Genomic DNA, 19,982 nt, shown 5'->3' on the forward strand with positions numbered 1-19,982 from the left:
GGAGGCTTCTGCGGCCTGCCAGAAGCGGGCGGCCCTCATCGCAACGGATCAGATTGCGGGGAGCGGCGCGTTTTCTTTCACACGGAACTGGTTGGCCTGTTTGCGATCCTCTTGTGGGGTGACGCCGAAGGCCTGACTGTAATGGCGCACAAGCGGGGTGGTGCTGGCATAACCCACCGCCAGCGCGATTTCCGTGATCGTGTCGTTGGAATAAAGCGCCATCTGACGCGCTTTTTTCAGCCGGAGCAGCCGGTAATATTTCAGCGGGCTCTGGCCGGTTGATCGTTTGAACGAGCGGTCAAGCTGGCGTGAGGACAGGTCCACGGCCTCGGCGACTTCGGCGATCTGGATCGGGTCTTCGATATGTTCGGCGAAAAGCCGGATCGCGCGGGCGACGGGCGGCGGCAGCATATCCTCGGTGCGGTCCGAGCGGAGCGTCGGGGTCTTTTGTTCGACTTCCTCGCCGCGCATGAAAGGGTGCTGGAACCAGCAGGCCACTTCCGTCATCGCCTCGGGGCCAAGCTGTTCCTCGATCAGCCGCAGCATCAGATCAAACACAGCGGTGGCGCCTGCGGCGGTCAGGCGGCCGCGGTCGATGGTGATCACCTTTTCCGACGCGATCACGCCGGGAAATTCGGTTTTGAACGCGGCCTCATAACACCAGTGGACCGAGGTTTTATGTCCGTCGAGCAGGCCGGAGCGGGCCAGCGGAAAGATTCCGCCCGAGAAGGCGCCGATCCCGGTGCCATGGCGCGCGAGCCGGCGCAGCACCGCGTTTGAGCTGCGGGCATTGGTGAACTTTCCCGCCGGGCCCGACAGGATGTAAAGCTGGTCGCAATCCGTGAGATCGGCCAGCGCCAGATCGGGATCGAAACCGACCTCGGCAGACGAGACCACGCGGCTCGCGGTTTCGCCCACGACACTCCAGCGGAACGCGCGTTTGCCGATGATCTCATTGGCTGCGCGCAGGGGCTCGATGGCCGAGGTCAGGCAGGCCATCGGAAAGCCCGGAAAGATCAGAAAGCCCAGATGCAGGCCGCTTTCATCCTGGTTCATGTTTCTTATTCTCTCAGGAAACATTTATCGCTAGCATAGTCATATTTTACGGCCATGATACAAGCTCCGTCAGTGGACCGGCAGGTCCGGGCCGGCAAGGTCTGACGGCAAACTGTGGGAAACAGAGGGATTTGATGAGCAGCAGACCGAAGAAAGCAGAGCCCGCCAAGCCACTTCGCTCCCTCTCCCAGGATCCGCACCGGGTCTCTGAACCACGCGAGAAAGTGCTCGAGGTGGCCATCGGACGCGCCGTCCGCAGCTTTCGTCGCCAGAAGGGGATGACGGTCGCCGATCTCTCAAAGCAGACCGGTCTCTCGATCGGCATGGTCTCGAAGATCGAAAACGGCATCACCTCGCCCTCGCTCACGACGCTGCAGGTGCTGGCCCATGCGCTTTCCGTGCCGCTGACCTCGTTCTTCCGTCGCTATGAGGAAAATCGCCAGGTCATGCATGTGAAGTCGGGCGAAGCGGTGATCACCGAACGCGCCGGCACGCGGGCGGGCCATCAATACAGCCTTCTTGGCCATATCGGCGAGAATGCCAGCGGCGTGATCGTCGAGCCCTATCTGATCACGCTCAACGAGCAATCCGATATCTTCCCGACCTTCCAGCATGACGGGATCGAGCTTCTCTATATGCTGGAAGGCGAAGTGGTCTACCGCCATGGCGAGCAGACCTTCCTGATGCAACCCGGCGACAGCCTGTTCTTTGACGCCGATGCACCGCATGGGCCTGAAAAGCTGAACACGCTCCCGGCGCGCTATCTTTCGGTGATCTCCTATCCGCAGGCGAATTGAGGCTGGCAGATGCGGGAGGGGGGTGCAGGGGTGAAGTCTATGGATATTGGCGCAATGGCCGGGGCGATCCTCGCCTGTGACCGGCGGGCGCTCGCGCGGGGGATCACGCTGATCGAAAGCGCGCGCCCTGATCACCGTGAACAGGCGGTGGAACTGATTTCCGCGCTGCGCGCTTCCGGGCGTCAGGCGTTGCGGCTGGGGCTTTCGGGCACGCCAGGGGTGGGGAAATCCACCTTTATCGAGGCTTTCGGCATGAACCTGGCCGAGACCGGCAAGAAGATCGCGGTCCTTGCCGTGGACCCGTCTTCGGCGCGGTCGGGGGGCTCGATTCTCGGTGACAAGACCCGGATGGAGCAGCTCTCGCGCCATCCCAACGCCTATATCCGCCCCTCGCCCAGCCAGGCCCATATGGGCGGTGTGGCGCGGCGCACCCGTGAGGCGGTGGCGCTGTGCGAGGCGGCGGGGTTTGACCTCGTGCTGATCGAGACGGTGGGGGTCGGCCAGTCCGAGACCATGGTGGCCGAGATCTGCGATGTCTTTCTGCTACTCATGGCGCCGGCGGGCGGCGATGAGCTGCAAGGGGTCAAGCGCGGCATCATGGAAATGGCCGATATGATTCTGGTCAACAAGGCGGATGGCGACCTGCTGGCGACCGCGACCCGGACGGTGGCCGATTATGCCGGCGCGCTGCGGCTGTTGCGCAAACGCGCGCAGGACCCGGAAGGTTTCCCCAAAGCGATGCCGGTTTCCGCCTATAGCGGCGCAGGCCTCGACAAGGCCTGGGACGAGATGACCCTGCTTGCCACCTGGCGCAAGGACCAGGGCCATTGGGCGCGCAGGCGGTCTGAACAGGCGGCGCATTGGTTCGGGGAAGAGGTGCGCCACGGGCTTTTGTCGGTGCTGGAGCGGGAACCGGCAAAGGGAATCCTCGCCCGGCTCGGAGCTCAGGTCGCAGCCGGAGAAGTCACGCCCGAGGCTGCCGCGCGGCAGATGATGGCAGCGCTCGGGCGCCCGATATGAAAGCAGCCTGACAGCCGCGTTTCCCGGCGGCTTCTCGCGGTGAATCGCTTGACGCCGGAGCGGATTCCCCGTATTTGCCCCAGGATCGAATTCGGACAGCGGGGGGATTCCCTTGGGTTTGTCCTTTGAACACAGCGCAAGCTGACCCAATACAGCGAAAGCTGAACAGACCTGAAGGATACCGCAATGTCGCGCGTTTGCGAACTGACGGGCAAAGGCCCGATGACCGGCAACACGGTCAGCCATGCGAATAACAAGAACCGTCGTCGTTTCCTGCCGAACCTGAATGAGGTTTCGCTGGCATCCGACGTGCTCGGCAAAACCTACACCCTGCGCATCTCGGCAGCCGCTCTGCGGACCGTGGATCACCGCGGTGGTCTGGACGCGTTTCTCGCGCGTGCCAAGGATGCAGAGCTCTCCTCGGATGCGCTGAAAATCAAGCGCGATATCGAGAAAGCACAAGCCGCCGCCTGAGGCGTGCCGGGCTTTACGCTGCAGCGTGGCCCTGGTGATATTTAAACCCCGTCCGGTATGCCCGGGCGGGGTTTTCTTCTGTCGGATCCGGCCGATGCGCTGGCTGAAACGGGGTGGACGTCAGGGCGGCGTCAGAGAAGATTGCGCGAACAGCCACCGCCTGGAGCCAGCATGTCCGACCATAAGCCGCCTTCGACCCTGACCCGTGCCCGCCGTCAGCATGGGATGGCCAGCTATGACCCTGAGGTGATCCGCGATTTGCTGGACCGCATTCCGCTGGCCCATATCGGCCATCTGATTGACGGCCAGCCGGTGGTGACCGCGACGTTGCAATGGCGGATCGGTGACCGGATTTACTGGCACGGATCTTCGGCCAGCCGGATGATCAAGGCGGCATCGGGCGCGAAGGTCTGTGTCACGGTGACGGCGGTCGATGGGATGGTTCTGGCGCGGTCAGGGCTGGAACATTCAACGCAATATCGCTCGGTGATGGTCTTTGGCGAAGCGGTCCTGCTGCGCGACCCGGCCGAAAAAGAGGCTGCGCTGAAGGCGATGATGGAGCGGCTTTTCCCCGGCCGCTGGGACGCTTTGCGCCCGATGACGGTGCAGGAACTGAAGGCGACGGCGGTCTTGTCGCTGCCGATTTCGGAGGCTTCGGCGAAGATCAGCGCCGGTGATCCGACCGACCCGCCGGAAGATGCGGGCTGGCCGGTCTGGGCCGGGGTCCTGCCGATGCAGATGGTGACGGGGGCGCCGCGCCCGGCCCCAGACCTGGCGCCCGGGCTTGCCGCAGAGCCGCCCTCTTATCTGCGCGATTTCACCTTCGGTTGAACGGTAAGTCGCTCGACGCTTATTGACCTTTCCGCTCCTGAGTCCCCCTATCGCGTTCAGGGGGGCGGTCATGGATCCGGCCCCGGCCAGCAGATCGGGGCGGGAGCCGGGCCTTGGGGAAATCCCGGCCAGGGGCACAGACCGCCCGAAGCAAGGGAGGAATGTGTCATGTCAGGTCCGGTTACGAGCCGCGCGCCATCATTGGAATTTTCGGCGGGTGCGCATGTTGATGCTGCGGGTTACGCGCGTCTTTACGGCGAATCGGTTGCGTCTCCTGATGCTTTCTGGGGGCGCGAGGGGCTTCGTCTGGACTGGATCCAGCCCTATAGCACGGTGAAAGAGACCAGTTTCGCGCCGGGGAATATCTCGATCCGCTGGTTTGGCGACGGCTCGCTGAATGTGGCGGCGAATTGCATCGACCGCCATCTGATCGACCGGGCGGAGCAGACCGCGATCATCTGGGAGCCGGATGATCCGAAGGAGCCGGCGAAACATATCACCTATCGCGCGCTGCTCGAGCAGGTCTCGCGCATGGCCAATGTGCTGAAATCGCATGGTGTGAAAAAGGGCGACCGCGTCGTGCTTTATCTGCCGATGATCCCCGAGGCGGCCTATGCGATGCTGGCCTGCGCCCGGCTCGGCGCGGTGCATTCCGTTGTTTTCGGGGGCTTTTCCCCGGATGCCCTGGCGAACCGGATCAATGATTCCGAGGCGAAGCTCGTGATCACCGCCGACTGGGCACCGCGCGCCGGCAAGAAGACCGGGCTCAAGGACAACACCGATAAGGCGCTTTTGCATTGTTCGGACCGGGTGAAATGCCTGGTGGTGAAACGCACGGGCGAGCAGATCTCCTGGGTCTCGGGCCGCGATTTCGACCTGCTGGCGGAAATGGCTGAAGCGAAGCCCTATTGCCCCTATGTCGAGGTCGGCGCCGAGGATCCTTTGTTCATCCTCTATACGTCCGGCTCGACCGGCAAGCCGAAGGGCGTGGTGCATACATCGGGCGGCTATCTCACCTATGCCGCGATGACGCATCAATATACGTTCGACTATCATGACGGCGATATTTACTGGTGCACGGCCGATGTCGGCTGGGTCACCGGCCACAGCTATATCGTCTATGGGCCGCTGGCGAATGGCGGCACCACGCTGATGTTCGAAGGCGTGCCGACCTGGCCCGATGCCGGCCGTTTCTGGGAGGTCTGCGCCAAACACCGGGTCAATCAGTTCTATACCGCGCCGACCGCGATCCGGTCGCTGATGGGGATGGGGCCGGAATTTGTCGAGCGTCACGACCTGTCGTCTCTGAAGCTGCTTGGCTCGGTTGGTGAACCTATCAACCCCGAAGCCTGGGCCTGGTACGACAAATATGTTGGAAAAGGGAAACTGCCGATCGTCGACACTTTCTGGCAGACCGAGACCGGCGGCCATATGCTGACGCCCTTGCCGGGGGCTGTGGCGACGAAGCCCGGCTCGGCGACGGTGCCGTTTTTCGGGGTGAAGCCGGTGGTGCTTGACCCGCAGACCGGGGCAGAGCTGAGCGAAACCGAATGCGAGGGCGTGTTGTGCATCAGCGACAGCTGGCCCGGGCAGATGCGGACGCTCTGGGGGGATCACGCGCGATTTGAAGAGGCTTATTTCAGCCAGTATAAAGGGTATTATTTTACGGGCGACGGCTGCCGTCGCGATGCGGATGGCTATTACTGGATTACCGGCCGTGTCGATGATGTCATTAACGTCTCCGGCCACCGGATGGGCACGGCAGAGGTGGAATCCGCCCTTGTCGCGCATGAGAAGGTCGCCGAAGCGGCAGTTGTCGGCTATCCGCATGACCTCAAGGGGCAGGGCATCTATGCCTATGTCACGCTGATGAACGGGGTGACGCCGACCCCCGAGCTGAAGCGCGAGCTGGAGGCCTGGGTCCGCGCCGAGATCGGCCCGATCGCCAAACCCGACCTGATCCAGTTCGCCCCGGGCCTGCCGAAGACGCGTTCCGGCAAGATCATGCGCCGCATCCTGCGCAAAATCGCCGAAAACGACTTTGCCGCCCTCGGGGATACCTCAACCCTCGCAGACCCGACCGTCGTCGAAGACCTCATCGAGAACAGGATGAACAAGGGATGAGGCTTTAACGCCAGATCCGGAAGAAATGTTGAAGAAGGGAAAACGCTGCTCGTAATCGGGCGGCGTTTTCCATATGGATGTTCGATTATTGAACCTGATCCAGTGCCAGATCCATCCGCTCACGCGCTTTCTTTGGCAGTTTCACCGCCTTGAGCTTTTCGATCTCGTCCGCCAGATCTGCAGGCGCCGCGCCCACCTGGATCACCATCACCATGCCCATGGCCAGATGCGGCGTGCATTTGACGCCGTAAATGCCTGGCTCGGTCACCGTCACGTCAAGTTCTTCATTGATTTTGCCTTTGAACACCGCGGCGCCGGGCGGCAACATATCTTTGATTGCCTCGACATTGTGGCTCTTGTCGGTTGGGATGAACCTGATCACATCGCCCGGTTCGGCGCGCACGTAATCCGGCTCGAAAACCATTGTGCCGGCGGCGCCTTTGTTCAGCATATGCACCTCGATTTCGGCGGCAAAGCCGGGGGCTGCGAGGCCGCAGGCGATCAGGGCGGCGAAAAGGATGCGGGATGTCATGGTGAACTCCTGTGTCACAGAAATGACCGGCAACCGGCCATTCCCCATGCGCTAAGCGGAGTTGTCCTGCCCGACCTTGAGCGAGGTCAAACCGGACCTGCGGCGGGGCGTCGCAGTCCCGGTTGCGGCGGGGCGTGTATCGCCATAATGTCAGAAAAATTCCCAGAGATGAAAGCCGCGATGCAAACCGAATTTGACAGGCTTCTGGCCCAGGCGGGGTGGTCTGTGCCCGATGCCGCGAAACGTCTTGGCTATTCCGAGGGCCATATTTACCGCTGGAAACGTGGCGAAGAAGCCCCGCGCGAGGCTGTCCTGACGGTATTGCGTGCCGAGGCCGGGCGCCATCCGGACCCTGAAGGCTCTTTCACGTTCATCGACCTCTTCGCCGGAATCGGGGGCCTCAGGCGTGCCATGGAGGCGGCGGGGGGGCGCTGTATTTTCACCTCGGAATGGGATCAGTTCGCGCAGAAAACCTATCACGCCAATTATCCTGACAACCGCCCGATTGCCGGCGATATCCGCGAAGTGGCTGAGGCCGATGTGCCCGACCATGATGTGCTGGTTGCGGGCTTTCCCTGCCAGCCGTTCTCTATCGCCGGGGTCTCGAAGAAAAATGCGCTCGGCCGGGCGCATGGTTTTGCCGATGAAACCCAGGGCACGTTGTTTTTTGACGTGGCGCGGCTGATAAAACACCATCGCCCGGCCGCGTTCTTGTTGGAAAATGTAAAGAACCTGCAAAGCCATGATAAGGGCAATACCTTTGCTGTCATTCACCGGACACTGACTGAAGAGCTGGGCTACCAGCTTTTTACCAAAGTGATTGATGCCGGTCATTTCGTGCCGCAACATCGCGAGCGGATCGTGATGGTGGGTTTTCGCGAGACCACCTCTTTCAGCTGGGCTGACCTTGAGCTGCCCACTTACGGCGGGCGTCGGCTGGGCACGATCCTGCATCCCGAGAACGGCACTGAGGCTCCGGAAGGGCATTTCACCACCGGCCCCGATGCGGTTGTCAGCGAGAAGTACACGCTGACCGATAAGCTCTGGCGCTATCTTCAGGACTATGCCGCCAAGCATCGCGCAAAGGGCAATGGGTTCGGATTTGGCCTTTTCGGGCCGGATGACATCGCCCGCACGCTTTCGGCGCGCTACTACAAGGACGGCTCCGAGATCCTGATCCGCCAGCGGCCCGGTGAAAACCCGCGCCGCCTGACGCCCAGGGAATGCGCGCGACTGATGGGCTATGGTGAGAATTTCCGCATTCCGGTCTCGGACACCCAGGCCTATCGCCAGTTCGGCAATTCGGTGGCGGTCCCGGTCTTTGCCGAGGTCGCGCAGAAAATGCGGCCACATATCCTTTCGCTGATCCATGGCTGACGTTCATTCGCCTGATGTGCGGCGGCGCAATATGCAGGCGATCCGGGGCGCGGATACAAAGCCCGAGAGGGTGTTGCGCAAGGGGCTGCACCGACTCGGGTTCCGCTACCGGTTGCAAAGGGGTGACCTGCCCGGGCGGCCCGACCTGGTGCTTGCGAAATACCGGGCGGTGATCTTCGCGCATGGGTGTTTCTGGCACGGCCATGGCTGCGATCTGTTTCGCTGGCCCAGGACGCGGGAAGAGTTCTGGCGCGGCAAGATCGGCAGCAATATGGCGCGCGACGCCCGCGTCCTGGCCGCGCTTGAGGCACAGGGCTGGCGGGTTGCCCTGGTCTGGGAATGCGCGCTGAAAGGGCGGGGGCGGCAGCCGGAAGCTGCTGTACTGGCAGAGCTGGCCGCCTGGATAACCGGGGGCGGCCAGCATATCGAGATTATGGCTCAGGCGGCGGCCATATCGCCCGCTTTGACCGCATCGGCGAGTCCGTCAAGCAGTTCGACCGTCTGATCCCAGGAGATACAGCCATCGGTGATCGACTGGCCATAGACAAGCTTTTGGCCAGGAACGACTTTTTGCGCACCGGCGACCAGGTTGCTTTCGACCATCAGCGCACGGATACGGCGCTCGCCCGCGCGGATACGGGCGGCGACATCGGCAACAACGCCGGGCTGGCGGGCCGGGTCTTTGCCGCTGTTGGCATGGCTCGCATCGATCATGATACCCGGATCAATGCCGGCCTTTGCCGCAGCCGCAGCCACCGCATCGACATCGGCGGCACTGAAATTCGGCCCATTCGACCCGCCGCGCAGCACGACATGACAATCGGGGTTGCCGGTGGTGCGCGCGATCGCCGCCCGGCCGTCTGCCGTGATCGCCGGGAAAGAATGCTGGCCGCGTGCCGACAGAATCGCATCCAGCGCCATCTGGACCGAGCCATCGGTGCCGTTCTTGAAGCCGACCGGGCAGGACAGGCCCGAGGCCAGCTGGCGATGGATCTGGCTTTCCGTGGTGCGCGCCCCGATCGCGCCCCAGGCGATCAGATCTGCGAAATATTGCGGCATGATCGGGTCGAGGAATTCGGTCGAGGCGGGCAGACCCATGCGGTTGATATCGAGCAGCAGCTTGCGCGCCAGGGGCAGCCCGTCTTCGATCCGGTCCGAGCCGTCGAGATGCGGATCATTGATCAGACCCTTCCAGCCGACCGTGGTGCGCGGCTTTTCGAAATAGACCCGCATCACGATTTCCAGCTTGTCCTGGTGGCGCTTGCGCTCGGCCGCGAGGCGGCGGGCGTAATCCATCGCGGCCTCGGGGTCATGGATCGAACAGGGCCCGATCACGAGGAGGAGCCGCTCATCACGGCCCGCCAGAATCTCGCGGATGGCATTGCGGCTTTGTGCTACGGTCTCGGATATGGCGGCATCGCGCGGGATCGCCACGGCGAGCTCCAGCGGCGAGGGCAGGGGGCGCAATTCCTCGATACGCAGATTGTTGGTTTCGGTCGGCATTTCGGTCTTCCTGTTCTTTGCCTCAGGATCTGACCGGTACCCCCGAAAACGGAAAGCCGCCGGTCTAACCAGCGGCTTGGGGGTTTTTGGTGAGTATCGCCTGTCTCGCGTTACACAGCCGCCCGCATCCGCTGGCATGAGCGGAAGTAATAAAACCAGACGGGGGCGCAGGACATCGACATGTCGGGAAAGCTAAGCGCGAAAAATCACTTTGTCACCAGAAAAATAGTGGGGATTTTCAGGGGCCTGGTGGGTCGGGCAAAGATCTTCAGGAATTATTAACCCTGGTCGCAGAGCATCGGATCATGCGAGTGACCCTGATCCTGCCCCTTTTTCTTGCCGCCTGTGGTGCCCAGCCTGCGCCGCATATGTTCGGGGCCGAGCGCTTTGACGCCAGCCGTGGCGGGCATGACTATGTGGTCTTTCTGAAGGGCAGCAGTGTCGAGGTGATCCGTCTCGGCTGGGCCTCACCGGGGGAGCATCAGGCGATTCGGGCCACAATGATCGACCTGATCCCCGAGCTCACCGGCTGCAAATTGCGCGAAAGCGCTCTTCAGGGCGATTCGGGCGAGATGCGGGGGCTGGTCACTTGCCCCCGTCCGGCCCCTTTGGCCTGACGATATAGAGCATATAGCCGGCATAAAGCCCCGCCACGAGGAAGACCGCCCCCCAAAGCGGCGCGTTGAAGACAAAGAACTCCAGACCCGACCACAGGATCGGCAGGACCGTGGTCAAGAGCCGCGTGACGGGGCGCTCGAACATCGGGTGAAACGGGTCGAGGATCTGCATGGGCACGGGTCCGGTCTTTAATGAGGTGAAGCGGCGGCGGATGAGGCGTCGAAAGTCGGAGCAAAGCACATTCGGCGGATGCGGCGGCAAGGTCAATCGCCGTGAGCCAGGGTCATTCTGCGAGAGGGAACCAAATCGCTCCGGCTGCGTTAATCTTCCGGCCATAGTGAGGCTCTGCAACAGAACCGCCGATCTTCGGGCGGGGCGGCATCGCCCGACACCCTGACGGCGCTTCGTTAAAGTGAGGGAGAGATTATGGGTATCGAAAGCATTCTGATTCTTCTGGTCATCGGCGCAATTGCCGGCTGGCTGGCGGGACAACTGGTCAAAGGCTACGGCTTTGGCCTGGTCGGCAATATCGTGGTTGGTGTGGTGGGCGCCTTTATCGCCGGGCTGATCCTGCCGCGGATCGGTCTGACCTTTGGCGGCAATGCAATTCTTGCCTCCATCATCCATGCCACCATCGGTGCGGTGATTCTCCTGCTGCTGATCCGCCTGGTGAGGACAGCCTGAAATCATTAATGCGACGGGGGCAGCGGTCGCAGCCGACCCCGTCGCCACCCCGGTCAGGATCGTAAATATCCTGGCCGATGACCCTGACCAGCCCTTCGACAGCAGCAGGGCCGTCGAAACTTCGGTCGGCGTAATCTTCGCCAGACTGAATCGTTGTCCGACATCTGGCGCGACGGGCGCGCAGGCGCCTGAACAGGTCTGGACATTGCGCGGATCACAGCCCCGGACGGAAACCCGGCTGAACCGCCGCAACGCAGCACGCAGGCGTCAATCAGGCTCAACAGCGGGGGACAAGTGGGCTTGTTATCGCCGCTTGCTCCTTTTGGTGCCGCCACGTTGGCCCGCGCGCCCGGCAGTCGAGCGGCCCGAAGCTCTCACGGCCTCATCCACCGCCTCATCGACCGCCGATTGCCGTGCCAGCGGGTCGTCGGCCACGGCCAGTTCTACCGCTTCGAGCCGTTTGACCTCGTCGCGCAGCCGCGCCGCTTCCTCGAATTCGAGGTTTTCGGCCGCCTTGCGCATCGCCACCCGCAGCGCGTCGAGATGCGCCGCCAGATTTTGGCCCACCGCCGGCCGGTCGATTTTCGCCGTCACCCGCGACTGATCGGTATCGCCCGACCACAGCCCCGCCAGCACATCCTCGACGTTTTTCTTCACCGTCTGCGGCGTGATGCCATGTTCACGGTTATAGGCTTTTTGCTTTTCGCGCCGCCGTTCGGTCTCGGCCATGGCTCGGCTCATCGAGCCGGTGATCTTGTCGGCATACATGATCACCCGCCCCTCGGCATTGCGCGCGGCCCGCCCGATGGTCTGGATCAGCGAGGTTTCCGACCGCAGGAAGCCCTCCTTATCCGCATCGAGAATCGCCACCAGTCCGCATTCGGGAATATCGAGCCCCTCGCGCAGAAGGTTGATACCCACCAGCACGTCAAAGGCACCCAGCCGCAGATCGCGCAGGATCTCGATCCGTTCGATCGTGTCGATATCGGAATGCATGTAGCGGATGCGGATCCCCTGTTCATGCATATATTCGGTCAGATCCTCCGCCATGCGCTTGGTCAGCGTGGTCACCAGAACGCGCAGGCCCTTTGCCGCGACCCGCCGGACCTCGTCGAGAAGGTCATCCACCTGCATGTCGACCGGCCGGATCTCGATCATCGGATCGATCAGACCCGTCGGGCGGATCACCTGTTCGGTGAAAACACCACCGGCCTGTTCCAGCTCCCATGCCGCGGGAGTGGCCGAAACGAAGACCGATTGCGGCCGCATCGCGTCCCATTCCTCGAATTTCAGCGGCCGGTTGTCCATGCAGGAGGGCAGGCGGAAGCCATGTTCCGCCAGCACCGATTTGCGCCGGAAGTCGCCCCGGTACATGCCGCCGATCTGCGGCACAGAAACGTGGGATTCATCCGCAAAAACAATGGCATTGTCAGGGATGAATTCAAAAAGCGTCGGCGGCGGCTCGCCAGGTGCGCGCCCCGTCAGATAACGCGAATAGTTCTCGATCCCGTTGCAGACGCCGGTGGCTTCCAGCATCTCCAGATCAAACCGCGTGCGCTGTTCAAGACGTTGCGCCTCCAGCAGCTTGCCCTCATCGTTGAAGCGTTTCAGCTGCTGGTGCAGCTCGGCACGGATGCCCTGGATCGCCTGGGCCATGGTCGGGCGCGGCGTCACATAATGGCTGTTGGCATAGATACGGATCTGGCTGTAGCTGCCGGTTTTCGCGCCGGTCAGCGGGTCGAATTCGGTGATACTTTCCAGCTCTTCGCCGAAAAATGAGAACCGCCATGCGCGGTCTTCAAGGTGGGCGGGCCAAAGTTCGATCACATCGCCCCGGACGCGGAACCCGCCGCGCTGAAACCCGACCTCCGAACGCCGGTATTGCTGCGCCACCAGTTCCTGGATGAATTTGCGCTGATCATAGAACTGGCCCTGAACCATGTCCTGGGTCATCGCCGAATAGGTCTCGACCGAGCCGATGCCGTAGATACAGGACACCGACGCCACGATGATCACATCGTCACGCTCCAGCAGTGCCCTTGTCGCGGAATGGCGCATCCGGTCGATGGCTTCGTTGATCTGGCTTTCTTTCTCGATAAAGGTATCGGTGCGCGCGACATAGGCCTCGGGCTGGTAGTAATCGTAATAGCTTACGAAATACTCAACGGCATTATCGGGGAAGAAGCCTTTGAATTCCCCGTATAATTGCGCGGCCAGCGTCTTGTTTGGCGCAAGGATGATCGCCGGGCGCTGCGTCTCTTCGATCACTTTCGCCATGGTGAAGGTCTTACCGGTGCCGGTTGCCCCCAGCAGCACCTGGTCATGTTCACCTGCGGTCACACCCTGCGACAGTTCGGCAATTGCGGTCGGCTGGTCGCCCGCCGCGGTGAAGGGCGTGTGCATGACAAAGCGCTGCCCGCCTTCGAGCTTTTCGCGCCGGACTGGCGTGATATGGGAAATGTCGGGCAGCTTGTCGGGCGCGTTGTTATGCATCTCGGGCCTCGGGAGGGGCAGGGGGGCAGCGGGCAGTCTGTCGCTAATTTGATCTGTTTTTGTTCCAGTTCAACCCCAGTTCAGCGCCGCGCTGTCCTTGTGGCGCGAGATGCGCCGGCGCGATGGTCCGGTCTGTCGGCATCCCTTGCACTTTCGCAGCGTTTCGGCCAGAACGGCGGGGCTATTCCGGAGGTCAGCCCAATGCGAGCCCGTATCTATCAGCCCAGCCGCAATGCCATGCAATCTGGTATGGGCAAAACCCATGTCTGGCTGCTGGAATTCGCGCAGGATTCGGCACGTGAAGTGGATCCGCTGATGGGCTGGACCTCATCTTCGGACACCCAGACCCAGGTCAAGCTGCGGTTCGAGACCCGCGAAGAGGCCGAAGCCTACGCCCAACAGCATGGCATCGCCTATACGGTGATCGAGCCGACCCCGCGCAAGGCAAATATCCGCCTGCGTGGCTATGGCGAGAATTTCGCCACAGACCGGCGCAATCCGTGGACCCATTGACCGGGGCTAATTGCAGTAACGTTCGTTCCGGCTGACAGCCGCTTGCCCCAAACTTGCGCTGTCGCAGATATTGCGCGCCGCGCAACTGACGCTTGGCTATGCCATGGAGCATGACAGCCCAGGCCTGTCCCTTGCAGGACCCTTGAGTGCGATTTCGTCCTCAGGGCCGTCGAAAATGTCGACCGCTATACTCTTATCAGCTAGTGCGGCGAGAATACGATGTATGCCCATCCCCTTGCCCATGGGGAGGAGTGCCGAAAGAGCTGCAGCTTTGGGTCGGTGAGGGTGGAGAAGGAGCGCGTTGCCTCAGCGCCGGGCGCATCTCTGCAGGATCTCTTTCAGCGTTTCGCAAATATAGCTCACGGTTGCTTCATCGAGGCCATAGCCCGAGGGCAGATTGATCCCGGCATGGACGATCCGTGCGGTCTCTGTGCGCGGCGTCATCAGGGGGCGGCAGTCTGTGTCCGCATAGGCCTTGAGCGATGAGAGGCTTGAGAAGAATGGTCTTGAATCAATGCCTTGTTCGGCCAGCGCGGTTTGCAGGGCGAATTTATCCAGATCATAGCGTTCATCGGGGATGACCGTGACCATCCAGAATGAGTTCTTCACCTCTTGCGGTTCGGCATTGATCGCGAGGCCGGGCACATCGCGCAACCGGTCGGCATACCAGCCGAACAATTGCCGCTTATAGGCGATCAGCGCGTCCAGCCGCTCCATCTGTGCGATGCCAAGGGCGGCCTGGACGGCGCTCATCTTGTATTTGAATGCGACCTCGTCATTTAGGAAAAACCGGTCTCCCGGCGGGCGGCCATGGTCGCGCAGCTTTTGCACCCTTGCATGCAGGGCCGGATCATTGGTGACCAGCGCACCGCCTTCGCCGGTGGTGATGGTTTTCGAGCCATGGAAGGAAAACACCGCCACATCGCCGAGGCTGCCGGCCGGGCGCCCGCAATATGTCGAGCCAAGCGCTTCGGCCGCATCCTCGATCAGTGCGATTCCATGGCGGTCGGCAAGGGCACGCAGCGCCTCCCAGTCACACATCGAACCATAGAGATCGACGCCGATGATCGCCTTTGTCCGGGGTGTGATTGCGGCCTCGACCGCCACCGGGTCAAGACACCAGGTATCGGGCAGGATATCAACGAAAACCGGCACCGCGCCTACATAAGTGACCGGCGCCATCGAGGCGATCCAGGTCACATCCGGGCCGATCACCTCATCACCGGGCCCGACCCCAAGTGCCGCCAGCGCCAGATGCAGCCCGGAGGTCGCATGGGGCAGGCTGACCGCATGGGCAACTCCGCAATGGGCGGCGAGCATCTCTTCGAACCGGCGGTTATAGCGGTAGTGATCCGCGCCCCAGGCGTTCAGCGCGGCCTCACGCGCCAGCTCGCCCTCGCGTTCAGTAATCGACGGCGCTGCCACCGGGATCTGGCGGGCGGGCTTTGCGGCGGAAACGGGCGCGTCTGGATTGGGGCCCAATGGCCGATCAGATGTCATTCGACGTTTCTCCCTGACCGGTTTTCTCTTGACCGGTGGCCGGTCCTGGTCGTCTGATCCCGATACCCAGATCCAAGTCGTATCGAGGCCAAAGTGACCGTACAAGACGACCGTTTAGAGTTCGAAGCCCATAAACGCAAGCAAGCGCTCGCGCTCGGAGAGGACAAGGCGGTTTTCGCGCAATCGCTTGATATGCTCACCGCGCTGGACCGCTATGATTACTCCTATCTCTGGAGCTGGATGGGCGTTCCGATCATCCAGATGCCGGCCGATATCATGGCCACGCAAGAGGTGATCTGGGAGACAAAGCCCGATGTGATCATCGAAACCGGTGTGGCGCGCGGCGGATCGGTGCTGTTCATGGCCTCGCTTCTGGAGGTGATGGGCAAGGGCAAGGTGATCGGTGTCGATATCGACATCCGCGCCCATAACCGTGACACGATCGAAAGCCATCCGATGTCGAAACGGGTGGTGCTGATCGAGGGCGGTTCGGCCGATGAGGATACGCTGGCAAAGGTGCGGGCCGAAATCCCGCCGGGGTCGCGTGTGATGGTGGTTCTCGACAGCGACCATTCGCGCGCGCATGTTCTGGCGGAATGCCGCGCCTATGCCGATCTGGTGACCGAAGGCTGCTATCTTGTGGTCGCGGATACGGTGATTGGCTTCATGACGCCGGATCAGACGCCGAAGAAACGGTCGAAAATCTGGTATCCGGGTGATGAGCCGCTGAGTGCGGTCGGGGATTTCCTTGCCGGAACCGACCGGTTCGAACCGGATCCGCTCATCAATGGCAAATTGCAGCTCTCCTCGTCGCCGGGGGGGTATCTGCGTTGCGTTAAGGAGTGATGGCGGACAGGCGCGCAGCATCGGCATTGAAGATCCCCTGTTGCTGCCGGTCGCGGCAGGGAATACCAGATCTCCTATGGCAAGGAGGACCGATGTGAAGCTTTGTTTTCTTGGCGCATCCAACCCCGAGACGATCCGTATGCTACGCGCGCTGGAACGCGCGGGTCAGAGGTGCGAGGTGGCCGGGTTCATCGATAATGATCCGTCCCTGCAGGGAAGCGACTTCTACGGCTATCCGGTGCTGGGTGGCTCCGACCGGGTTGCCGGGCTCGCCACCGAGGGCGTGCACTTCGTGAACCTGATCACCGGCAGCGCTCTGGTGCGCTACGAGACGAGCCGGGATATCATCCGGCGCGGTGGCCGGCTGGCGAATTTTCTGCATCCTTCCGTCGATCTGGACATGGTCAGCCTCGGCTGCGGGAATTACATCCAGGAAGCCGTGGTCTTGCAGGCCGGTGTAGTGATCGGAGACAATTCGAGTCTGCATATGGGCGCGAAAGTGGGGCATGAGACGTTGATCGGCTCATCGACCTTCATTGCGCATGAGGTCAGCGTCTCGGGCTGTTGCCGCATCGGGGATGGGGTGTTTGTGGGCACCAATGCAACCATTCTGCCGCGGGTCCGGATTGGCAATTTTGCGATGATCGGTGCCGGGGCGGTGGTAACGAAAGACGTGCCCGATGGGGCGGTCGTGGTCGGCAATCCGGGGCGGATCCTGCGTATCGATGAGGCGAATGCCGCGCGTCAGCATGATCTGGGGCTGAATGGTCAGGGCCATTGATGGCGGATCGCCCGAGCGCTGCACGGGGTATGTAGTTCCGGCGCGGCAACTATCTTTCTATGCCGAGCAGCATGCGCAGTCTGGCCTTCGCGACGCGCCGCCATGGATAGCAGCGCTTATAGGTATATCTGACCAGAACCTGATCAACTGCCCGTCTGGTTGCCGGAGTCATATCCGTCTCGGCAAGCAGGTCGCGGGCACAGGCGAGGAAGCGGGTGTTGCGGTCTTTCATCACGGACCAGCGCGGCCGCCGCGATGAGCCATAATGGCTGGGGCCAGGCAATATACCCTGGATGAACTCAACATCCGGATCTGAGGTGCCTGCCACCCCATCTGCAAGCATGGCATGCAGCAAGATCAGGTGATCGCCAGCCCAGAGATCGTCATACTGTGACAGCACACGGTCAAGGGCCTGAGTGAGTGCCTTTTTCCGCCATAGCCCATAGAACCAGCCCGCCTGGCAGGCAAACATGCGGTATGGAATGCGTTGCTCAGGCGCTGCGGCTTCGATAGCCGGGTCACTGATCCAGGGTGCCTCGCGCATTCCGATCACCGGGCCAAAATCCTGGCGGATATTACCGGCGGCAAGATGCAGATGCGAACCGGCCTGCAGTATCCCGGCGAGCTTTCTGAAATAGTCAGGAGAGCTGATGTCGTCATAGGCGCGAAACGCGAAGTATTCGCTGTCGGCGGCATCGCGCACCCAGCGGAAATTGTCGTTTGCCGATGATGTTTCTGCGTGACGCACATGCCTGAAACGCCGGTCCTTTGTGGCAAATCCGGAGCAGATCTCGCTTGTTCCATCAGTGGAGGCATTGTCGGAAATGATGACTTCGAAATCATCAAAATCCTGGGCCGCAAGATTTTCGAGACATCTTTGGATAAGAGAAACCCCGTTATAAACAGGCACTCCGATAGTGACTTTTGGCATGTTGATCTCCGGGCAGATGTCTTAGGGCCGTGATTTCGACGACAGGAGCTTGACCACGCCATAAAGCCGGAATGCGGGGCGCATCATCCAGGGGCGCACCATTGCGGTGAACGCCCTGATCCGCGCGCGCGCGCCCAGTTTCGCCGCCCGGCGCAGATACCGTGCCCCAAGGAACCAGCGTGCCTCGGACCAGGCGGGAAAGCTTGCCTCATGCCGGGTCCAGGTCCGCAGGTAGCAGTCCAGCACCAGATCCGGGTCCGAGCCTTGCGTCAGCTGCGCGCCGGGCGCATCGGCGGTGCTGTGCAGGTGATAGATCCGCATGCCGGGCCGCGTCTCATACCAGGGCAGGCTGCCACTGGCGATGAGCGCGCAGCACAGGCTGGTATCCTCGTCGATCTTCTGGTCGGGATCGAGGCCGCCCAGGGCGAGAAACCGCGCGCGGCGGATCCAGAAACCGGTGCCAAGCCCGGCGATCTTGTGGCGCAGCGCCGCTTTCGCCGGCACCTGACCCGGGGCGAGGCGGCGGGTGACCGTTTCCTCATGCCCCGAAGCATCGCGCCGGATCACCGCGCTGAAGCCGTAATCCACGGGCTCGCTTGTGGCGATTTCCAGAACCCGGGCGGCGTAGCCGGGCAGGAGTTCGTCATCATCGTCGAGGAAGAGGATGATATCGCCCAATGCCTCGGCGACGCCGAAATTCCGCGCCCCTGCCGCACCACGCAAACCGCTGTTTCGCAGAACCCGGAGAGACGCATCCCATCCGGCCAGAACTTCGCTTGCGGGGAGATCGGAGGCATCATCGATCACCAGCAGTTCAGCCGCCGGTGGCAGATCCGCCAGCGCCGAGGCGACTGAACGTTTCAGCAGATCCGGGCGGTTATGCGTCGGGATCAACACCGTCAGTGCAAGCCCCTCAGTCTTTACCGCATCCCGCCCCTCTGTCACTGCCAGGCCCCCCGTTTCCTGCCTTATGACTAGCGCATTGCGCGGCGAATGGCGAGGCTGCGACGGGGCTGTGCGGCCCGCACTGGCAGCCCGGGCCGAATGGTGACAGAATGGGCCTTTGTGATCCGATGCACGTAAATCCGAGGCAGGTATGGCTCCCCATTCGAAAAGCGGCTCTGGCGAGCGCGTTGTGCTGAGCATGAAATGGGGCAAGCTTTACCCTGCCAGCTATGTGAACGTGCTTTATAATGCCTGCCGCCGGAACATCACCGGGGATTTCCGCTTTGTCTGCCTGACGGATGACGCGACCGGGCTTGGCCCGGAAATCGAGGCCTGTCCGATCCCCGATCTGGGGCTGACCCCCGGCATGTGGAAAAGCGGCGCCTGGGCCAAGCTCGGGGTGTTTCAGCATGACCTTTACGGGCTGAAGGGCCGCGCGCTTTTCATCGATCTTGATATGGTGATCTGCGGCGCGCTGGATCCGTTTTTCGACCATCCGGCACCGGTCCTGACCACGGATATGGGCGAGGGCTGGGGGCGACCGTCGCGGGCCAACGCCCCGCGCGAAGCCGGAACCTGCATCTTCGCCTTCACTCTTGGCGCAGAAGGCCAGATCGTCGACCGCTTTACCGCTGATCGTGAAAAGGCGGTGCGTGACCACGTGATCGAGCAGAACTGGGTCGGTGCCGAAGCCAGCGCAATGGATTACTGGCCCGATGGCTGGGTGATCAGCTTCAAGCGGCATCTGCGCCGTCCGATTGGCCTGGATCTGATCCTGCCCCCGAAAGCACCACCGGCCTCTGCCAAGGTGCTCGCCTTCCACGGCACGCCGCGCCCGATTGACCTTCTGCGCCCGGGCAACCGGTTCTGGGACAGGTTTCCGCATATGGGCCATGGCCAGGTGCGCTGGATGGCGGAATACTGGGTGGAAAACGGCGGCGACCTGCCGCGCTGATC

At 62.0% G+C, this 19,982-nt stretch carries 21 protein-coding genes; 13 read left to right on the forward strand and 8 right to left on the reverse strand.

Going from position 1 to position 19,982, the window contains the following annotated elements; genetic code table 11:
- Window positions 1-48: 48 nt before the first annotated feature.
- Window positions 49-1,056: a GlxA family transcriptional regulator gene (locus BLW25_RS01290; protein ID WP_092895646.1), complete on the reverse strand. Its 1,008-nt coding sequence runs from the start codon at window positions 1,054-1,056 to the stop codon at window positions 49-51.
- Between the two features lie 134 nt (window positions 1,057-1,190).
- Between BLW25_RS01290 and BLW25_RS01295 the strand changes: the two genes are divergently transcribed.
- The 5 genes from BLW25_RS01295 to acs all read left to right on the forward strand — a co-directional run bounded on the left by BLW25_RS01295 (window position 1,191) and on the right by acs (window position 6,302).
- A complete protein-coding gene (locus BLW25_RS01295; protein WP_092895648.1) occupies window positions 1,191-1,853 on the forward strand; it encodes a helix-turn-helix domain-containing protein in 663 nt (220 codons plus the stop codon).
- A 39-nt stretch (window positions 1,854-1,892) separates the two neighbouring features.
- The gene (meaB, locus tag BLW25_RS01300; protein WP_092895650.1) at window positions 1,893-2,873 is read left to right on the forward strand and encodes a methylmalonyl Co-A mutase-associated GTPase MeaB; all 981 of its coding nucleotides are present in this window, start codon (window positions 1,893-1,895) and stop codon (window positions 2,871-2,873) included.
- Window positions 2,874-3,059: 186 nt separating this feature from the next.
- On the forward strand, window positions 3,060-3,347 hold the full coding sequence (gene rpmB, locus BLW25_RS01305; protein ID WP_092895652.1) for a 50S ribosomal protein L28: 288 nt from the start codon (window positions 3,060-3,062) through the stop codon (window positions 3,345-3,347).
- A gap of 171 nt (window positions 3,348-3,518) precedes the next feature.
- On the forward strand, window positions 3,519-4,178 hold the full coding sequence (locus tag BLW25_RS01310) for a pyridoxamine 5'-phosphate oxidase family protein (RefSeq protein ID WP_171909449.1): 660 nt from the start codon (window positions 3,519-3,521) through the stop codon (window positions 4,176-4,178).
- A gap of 168 nt (window positions 4,179-4,346) precedes the next feature.
- Entirely contained in the window at window positions 4,347-6,302 is a 1,956-nt protein-coding gene (gene acs, locus BLW25_RS01315; RefSeq protein WP_092895656.1) for an acetate--CoA ligase, read from the forward strand.
- Between the two features lie 85 nt (window positions 6,303-6,387).
- On the opposite strand, the gene BLW25_RS01320 is transcribed toward acs, so the two are convergent.
- On the reverse strand, window positions 6,388-6,834 hold the full coding sequence (locus BLW25_RS01320) for a pseudoazurin (protein WP_092895658.1): 447 nt from the start codon (window positions 6,832-6,834) through the stop codon (window positions 6,388-6,390).
- A gap of 180 nt (window positions 6,835-7,014) precedes the next feature.
- On the opposite strand from BLW25_RS01320, the gene dcm reads away from it, so the two are divergent.
- Window positions 7,015-8,211, forward strand: coding sequence for a DNA (cytosine-5-)-methyltransferase (dcm, locus tag BLW25_RS01325; protein ID WP_092901275.1), 1,197 nt, complete (start codon window positions 7,015-7,017; stop codon window positions 8,209-8,211).
- The gene (locus tag BLW25_RS01330; RefSeq protein WP_092895660.1) at window positions 8,204-8,716 is read left to right on the forward strand and encodes a very short patch repair endonuclease; all 513 of its coding nucleotides are present in this window, start codon (window positions 8,204-8,206) and stop codon (window positions 8,714-8,716) included. The genes dcm and BLW25_RS01330 overlap by 8 nt, the downstream gene beginning before the upstream one ends.
- Here BLW25_RS01330 and BLW25_RS01335 read toward each other — a convergent pair.
- Complete coding sequence (locus BLW25_RS01335; RefSeq protein WP_092895662.1) at window positions 8,650-9,714, reverse strand: 3-deoxy-7-phosphoheptulonate synthase; 1,065 nt, start codon at window positions 9,712-9,714, stop codon at window positions 8,650-8,652. The two genes, BLW25_RS01330 and BLW25_RS01335, sit on opposite strands and share 67 nt — an antisense overlap.
- Window positions 9,715-10,025: 311 nt before the next feature.
- On the opposite strand from BLW25_RS01335, the gene BLW25_RS01340 reads away from it, so the two are divergent.
- Window positions 10,026-10,331 carry a hypothetical protein gene (locus BLW25_RS01340; RefSeq protein WP_143040411.1) on the forward strand — a complete coding sequence of 102 codons (306 nt, stop codon included), beginning with the start codon at window positions 10,026-10,028 and terminating at the stop codon, window positions 10,329-10,331.
- Here the strand turns inward: BLW25_RS01340 and BLW25_RS01345 are convergent.
- Entirely contained in the window at window positions 10,300-10,503 is a 204-nt protein-coding gene (locus BLW25_RS01345) for a hypothetical protein (RefSeq protein WP_092895666.1), read from the reverse strand. The two genes, BLW25_RS01340 and BLW25_RS01345, sit on opposite strands and share 32 nt — an antisense overlap.
- Before the next feature lie 255 nt (window positions 10,504-10,758).
- Here BLW25_RS01345 and BLW25_RS01350 point away from each other — a divergent pair, with 255 nt between their 5' ends.
- Complete coding sequence (locus BLW25_RS01350) at window positions 10,759-11,016, forward strand: GlsB/YeaQ/YmgE family stress response membrane protein (protein WP_092895668.1); 258 nt, start codon at window positions 10,759-10,761, stop codon at window positions 11,014-11,016.
- Window positions 11,017-11,319: 303 nt separating this feature from the next.
- Here BLW25_RS01350 and uvrB read toward each other — a convergent pair whose 3' ends face one another.
- Entirely contained in the window at window positions 11,320-13,509 is a 2,190-nt protein-coding gene (uvrB, locus tag BLW25_RS01355; RefSeq protein WP_092895670.1) for an excinuclease ABC subunit UvrB, read from the reverse strand.
- A gap of 201 nt (window positions 13,510-13,710) precedes the next feature.
- On the opposite strand from uvrB, the gene BLW25_RS01360 reads away from it, so the two are divergent.
- The gene (locus tag BLW25_RS01360; protein WP_092895672.1) at window positions 13,711-14,022 is read left to right on the forward strand and encodes an ETC complex I subunit; all 312 of its coding nucleotides are present in this window, start codon (window positions 13,711-13,713) and stop codon (window positions 14,020-14,022) included.
- A gap of 306 nt (window positions 14,023-14,328) precedes the next feature.
- Here BLW25_RS01360 and BLW25_RS01365 read toward each other — a convergent pair whose 3' ends face one another.
- Window positions 14,329-15,522 carry a DegT/DnrJ/EryC1/StrS family aminotransferase gene (locus BLW25_RS01365; RefSeq protein WP_092895674.1) on the reverse strand — a complete coding sequence of 398 codons (1,194 nt, stop codon included), beginning with the start codon at window positions 15,520-15,522 and terminating at the stop codon, window positions 14,329-14,331.
- A 93-nt stretch (window positions 15,523-15,615) separates the two neighbouring features.
- On the opposite strand from BLW25_RS01365, the gene BLW25_RS01370 reads away from it, so the two are divergent.
- Together BLW25_RS01370 and BLW25_RS01375 are read left to right on the forward strand one after the other, a co-directional pair.
- Window positions 15,616-16,368 (forward strand): cephalosporin hydroxylase family protein, encoded by a 753-nt coding sequence (locus BLW25_RS01370; protein WP_092895676.1) that lies wholly within the window; start codon window positions 15,616-15,618, stop codon window positions 16,366-16,368.
- 94 nt (window positions 16,369-16,462) lie between these two features.
- A complete protein-coding gene (locus BLW25_RS01375) occupies window positions 16,463-17,149 on the forward strand; it encodes a DapH/DapD/GlmU-related protein (RefSeq protein WP_092901278.1) in 687 nt (228 codons plus the stop codon).
- A gap of 49 nt (window positions 17,150-17,198) precedes the next feature.
- On the opposite strand, the gene BLW25_RS01380 is transcribed toward BLW25_RS01375, so the two are convergent.
- Complete coding sequence (locus BLW25_RS01380; RefSeq protein WP_092895678.1) at window positions 17,199-18,080, reverse strand: glycosyltransferase family 2 protein; 882 nt, start codon at window positions 18,078-18,080, stop codon at window positions 17,199-17,201.
- A 21-nt stretch (window positions 18,081-18,101) separates the two neighbouring features.
- Window positions 18,102-19,025: a glycosyltransferase family 2 protein gene (locus BLW25_RS01385; RefSeq protein ID WP_171909450.1), complete on the reverse strand. Its 924-nt coding sequence runs from the start codon at window positions 19,023-19,025 to the stop codon at window positions 18,102-18,104.
- Between the two features lie 151 nt (window positions 19,026-19,176).
- Here BLW25_RS01385 and BLW25_RS01390 point away from each other — a divergent pair, with 151 nt between their 5' ends.
- On the forward strand, window positions 19,177-19,980 hold the full coding sequence (locus tag BLW25_RS01390; RefSeq protein ID WP_171909451.1) for a glycosyltransferase: 804 nt from the start codon (window positions 19,177-19,179) through the stop codon (window positions 19,978-19,980).
- Window positions 19,981-19,982: the final 2 nt, after the last annotated feature.

The organism is Rhodobacter sp. 24-YEA-8, from assembly GCF_900105075.1.
GTDB lineage: Bacteria > Pseudomonadota > Alphaproteobacteria > Rhodobacterales > Rhodobacteraceae > Pseudogemmobacter.

What these genes read in the sequence shown, in the direction of transcription:
- BLW25_RS01290 (WP_092895646.1), bottom strand. Translation starts at nt 1,056, where the DNA reads ATGAACCAGGATGAAAGCGGCCTGCATCTGGGCTTTCTGATCTTTCCG.
- BLW25_RS01295 (WP_092895648.1), top strand. Translation starts at nt 1,191, where the DNA reads ATGAGCAGCAGACCGAAGAAAGCAGAGCCCGCCAAGCCACTTCGCTCC.
- meaB (WP_092895650.1), top strand. Translation starts at nt 1,893, where the DNA reads ATGGATATTGGCGCAATGGCCGGGGCGATCCTCGCCTGTGACCGGCGG.
- rpmB (WP_092895652.1), top strand. Translation starts at nt 3,060, where the DNA reads ATGTCGCGCGTTTGCGAACTGACGGGCAAAGGCCCGATGACCGGCAAC.
- BLW25_RS01310 (WP_171909449.1), top strand. Translation starts at nt 3,519, where the DNA reads ATGTCCGACCATAAGCCGCCTTCGACCCTGACCCGTGCCCGCCGTCAG.
- acs (WP_092895656.1), top strand. Translation starts at nt 4,347, where the DNA reads ATGTCAGGTCCGGTTACGAGCCGCGCGCCATCATTGGAATTTTCGGCG.
- BLW25_RS01320 (WP_092895658.1), bottom strand. Translation starts at nt 6,834, where the DNA reads ATGACATCCCGCATCCTTTTCGCCGCCCTGATCGCCTGCGGCCTCGCA.
- dcm (WP_092901275.1), top strand. Translation starts at nt 7,015, where the DNA reads ATGCAAACCGAATTTGACAGGCTTCTGGCCCAGGCGGGGTGGTCTGTG.
- BLW25_RS01330 (WP_092895660.1), top strand. Translation starts at nt 8,204, where the DNA reads ATGGCTGACGTTCATTCGCCTGATGTGCGGCGGCGCAATATGCAGGCG.
- BLW25_RS01335 (WP_092895662.1), bottom strand. Translation starts at nt 9,714, where the DNA reads ATGCCGACCGAAACCAACAATCTGCGTATCGAGGAATTGCGCCCCCTG.
- BLW25_RS01345 (WP_092895666.1), bottom strand. Translation starts at nt 10,503, where the DNA reads ATGCAGATCCTCGACCCGTTTCACCCGATGTTCGAGCGCCCCGTCACG.
- BLW25_RS01350 (WP_092895668.1), top strand. Translation starts at nt 10,759, where the DNA reads ATGGGTATCGAAAGCATTCTGATTCTTCTGGTCATCGGCGCAATTGCC.
- uvrB (WP_092895670.1), bottom strand. Translation starts at nt 13,509, where the DNA reads ATGCATAACAACGCGCCCGACAAGCTGCCCGACATTTCCCATATCACG.
- BLW25_RS01360 (WP_092895672.1), top strand. Translation starts at nt 13,711, where the DNA reads ATGCGAGCCCGTATCTATCAGCCCAGCCGCAATGCCATGCAATCTGGT.
- BLW25_RS01365 (WP_092895674.1), bottom strand. Translation starts at nt 15,522, where the DNA reads ATGACATCTGATCGGCCATTGGGCCCCAATCCAGACGCGCCCGTTTCC.
- BLW25_RS01380 (WP_092895678.1), bottom strand. Translation starts at nt 18,080, where the DNA reads ATGCCAAAAGTCACTATCGGAGTGCCTGTTTATAACGGGGTTTCTCTT.
- BLW25_RS01390 (WP_171909451.1), top strand. Translation starts at nt 19,177, where the DNA reads ATGGCTCCCCATTCGAAAAGCGGCTCTGGCGAGCGCGTTGTGCTGAGC.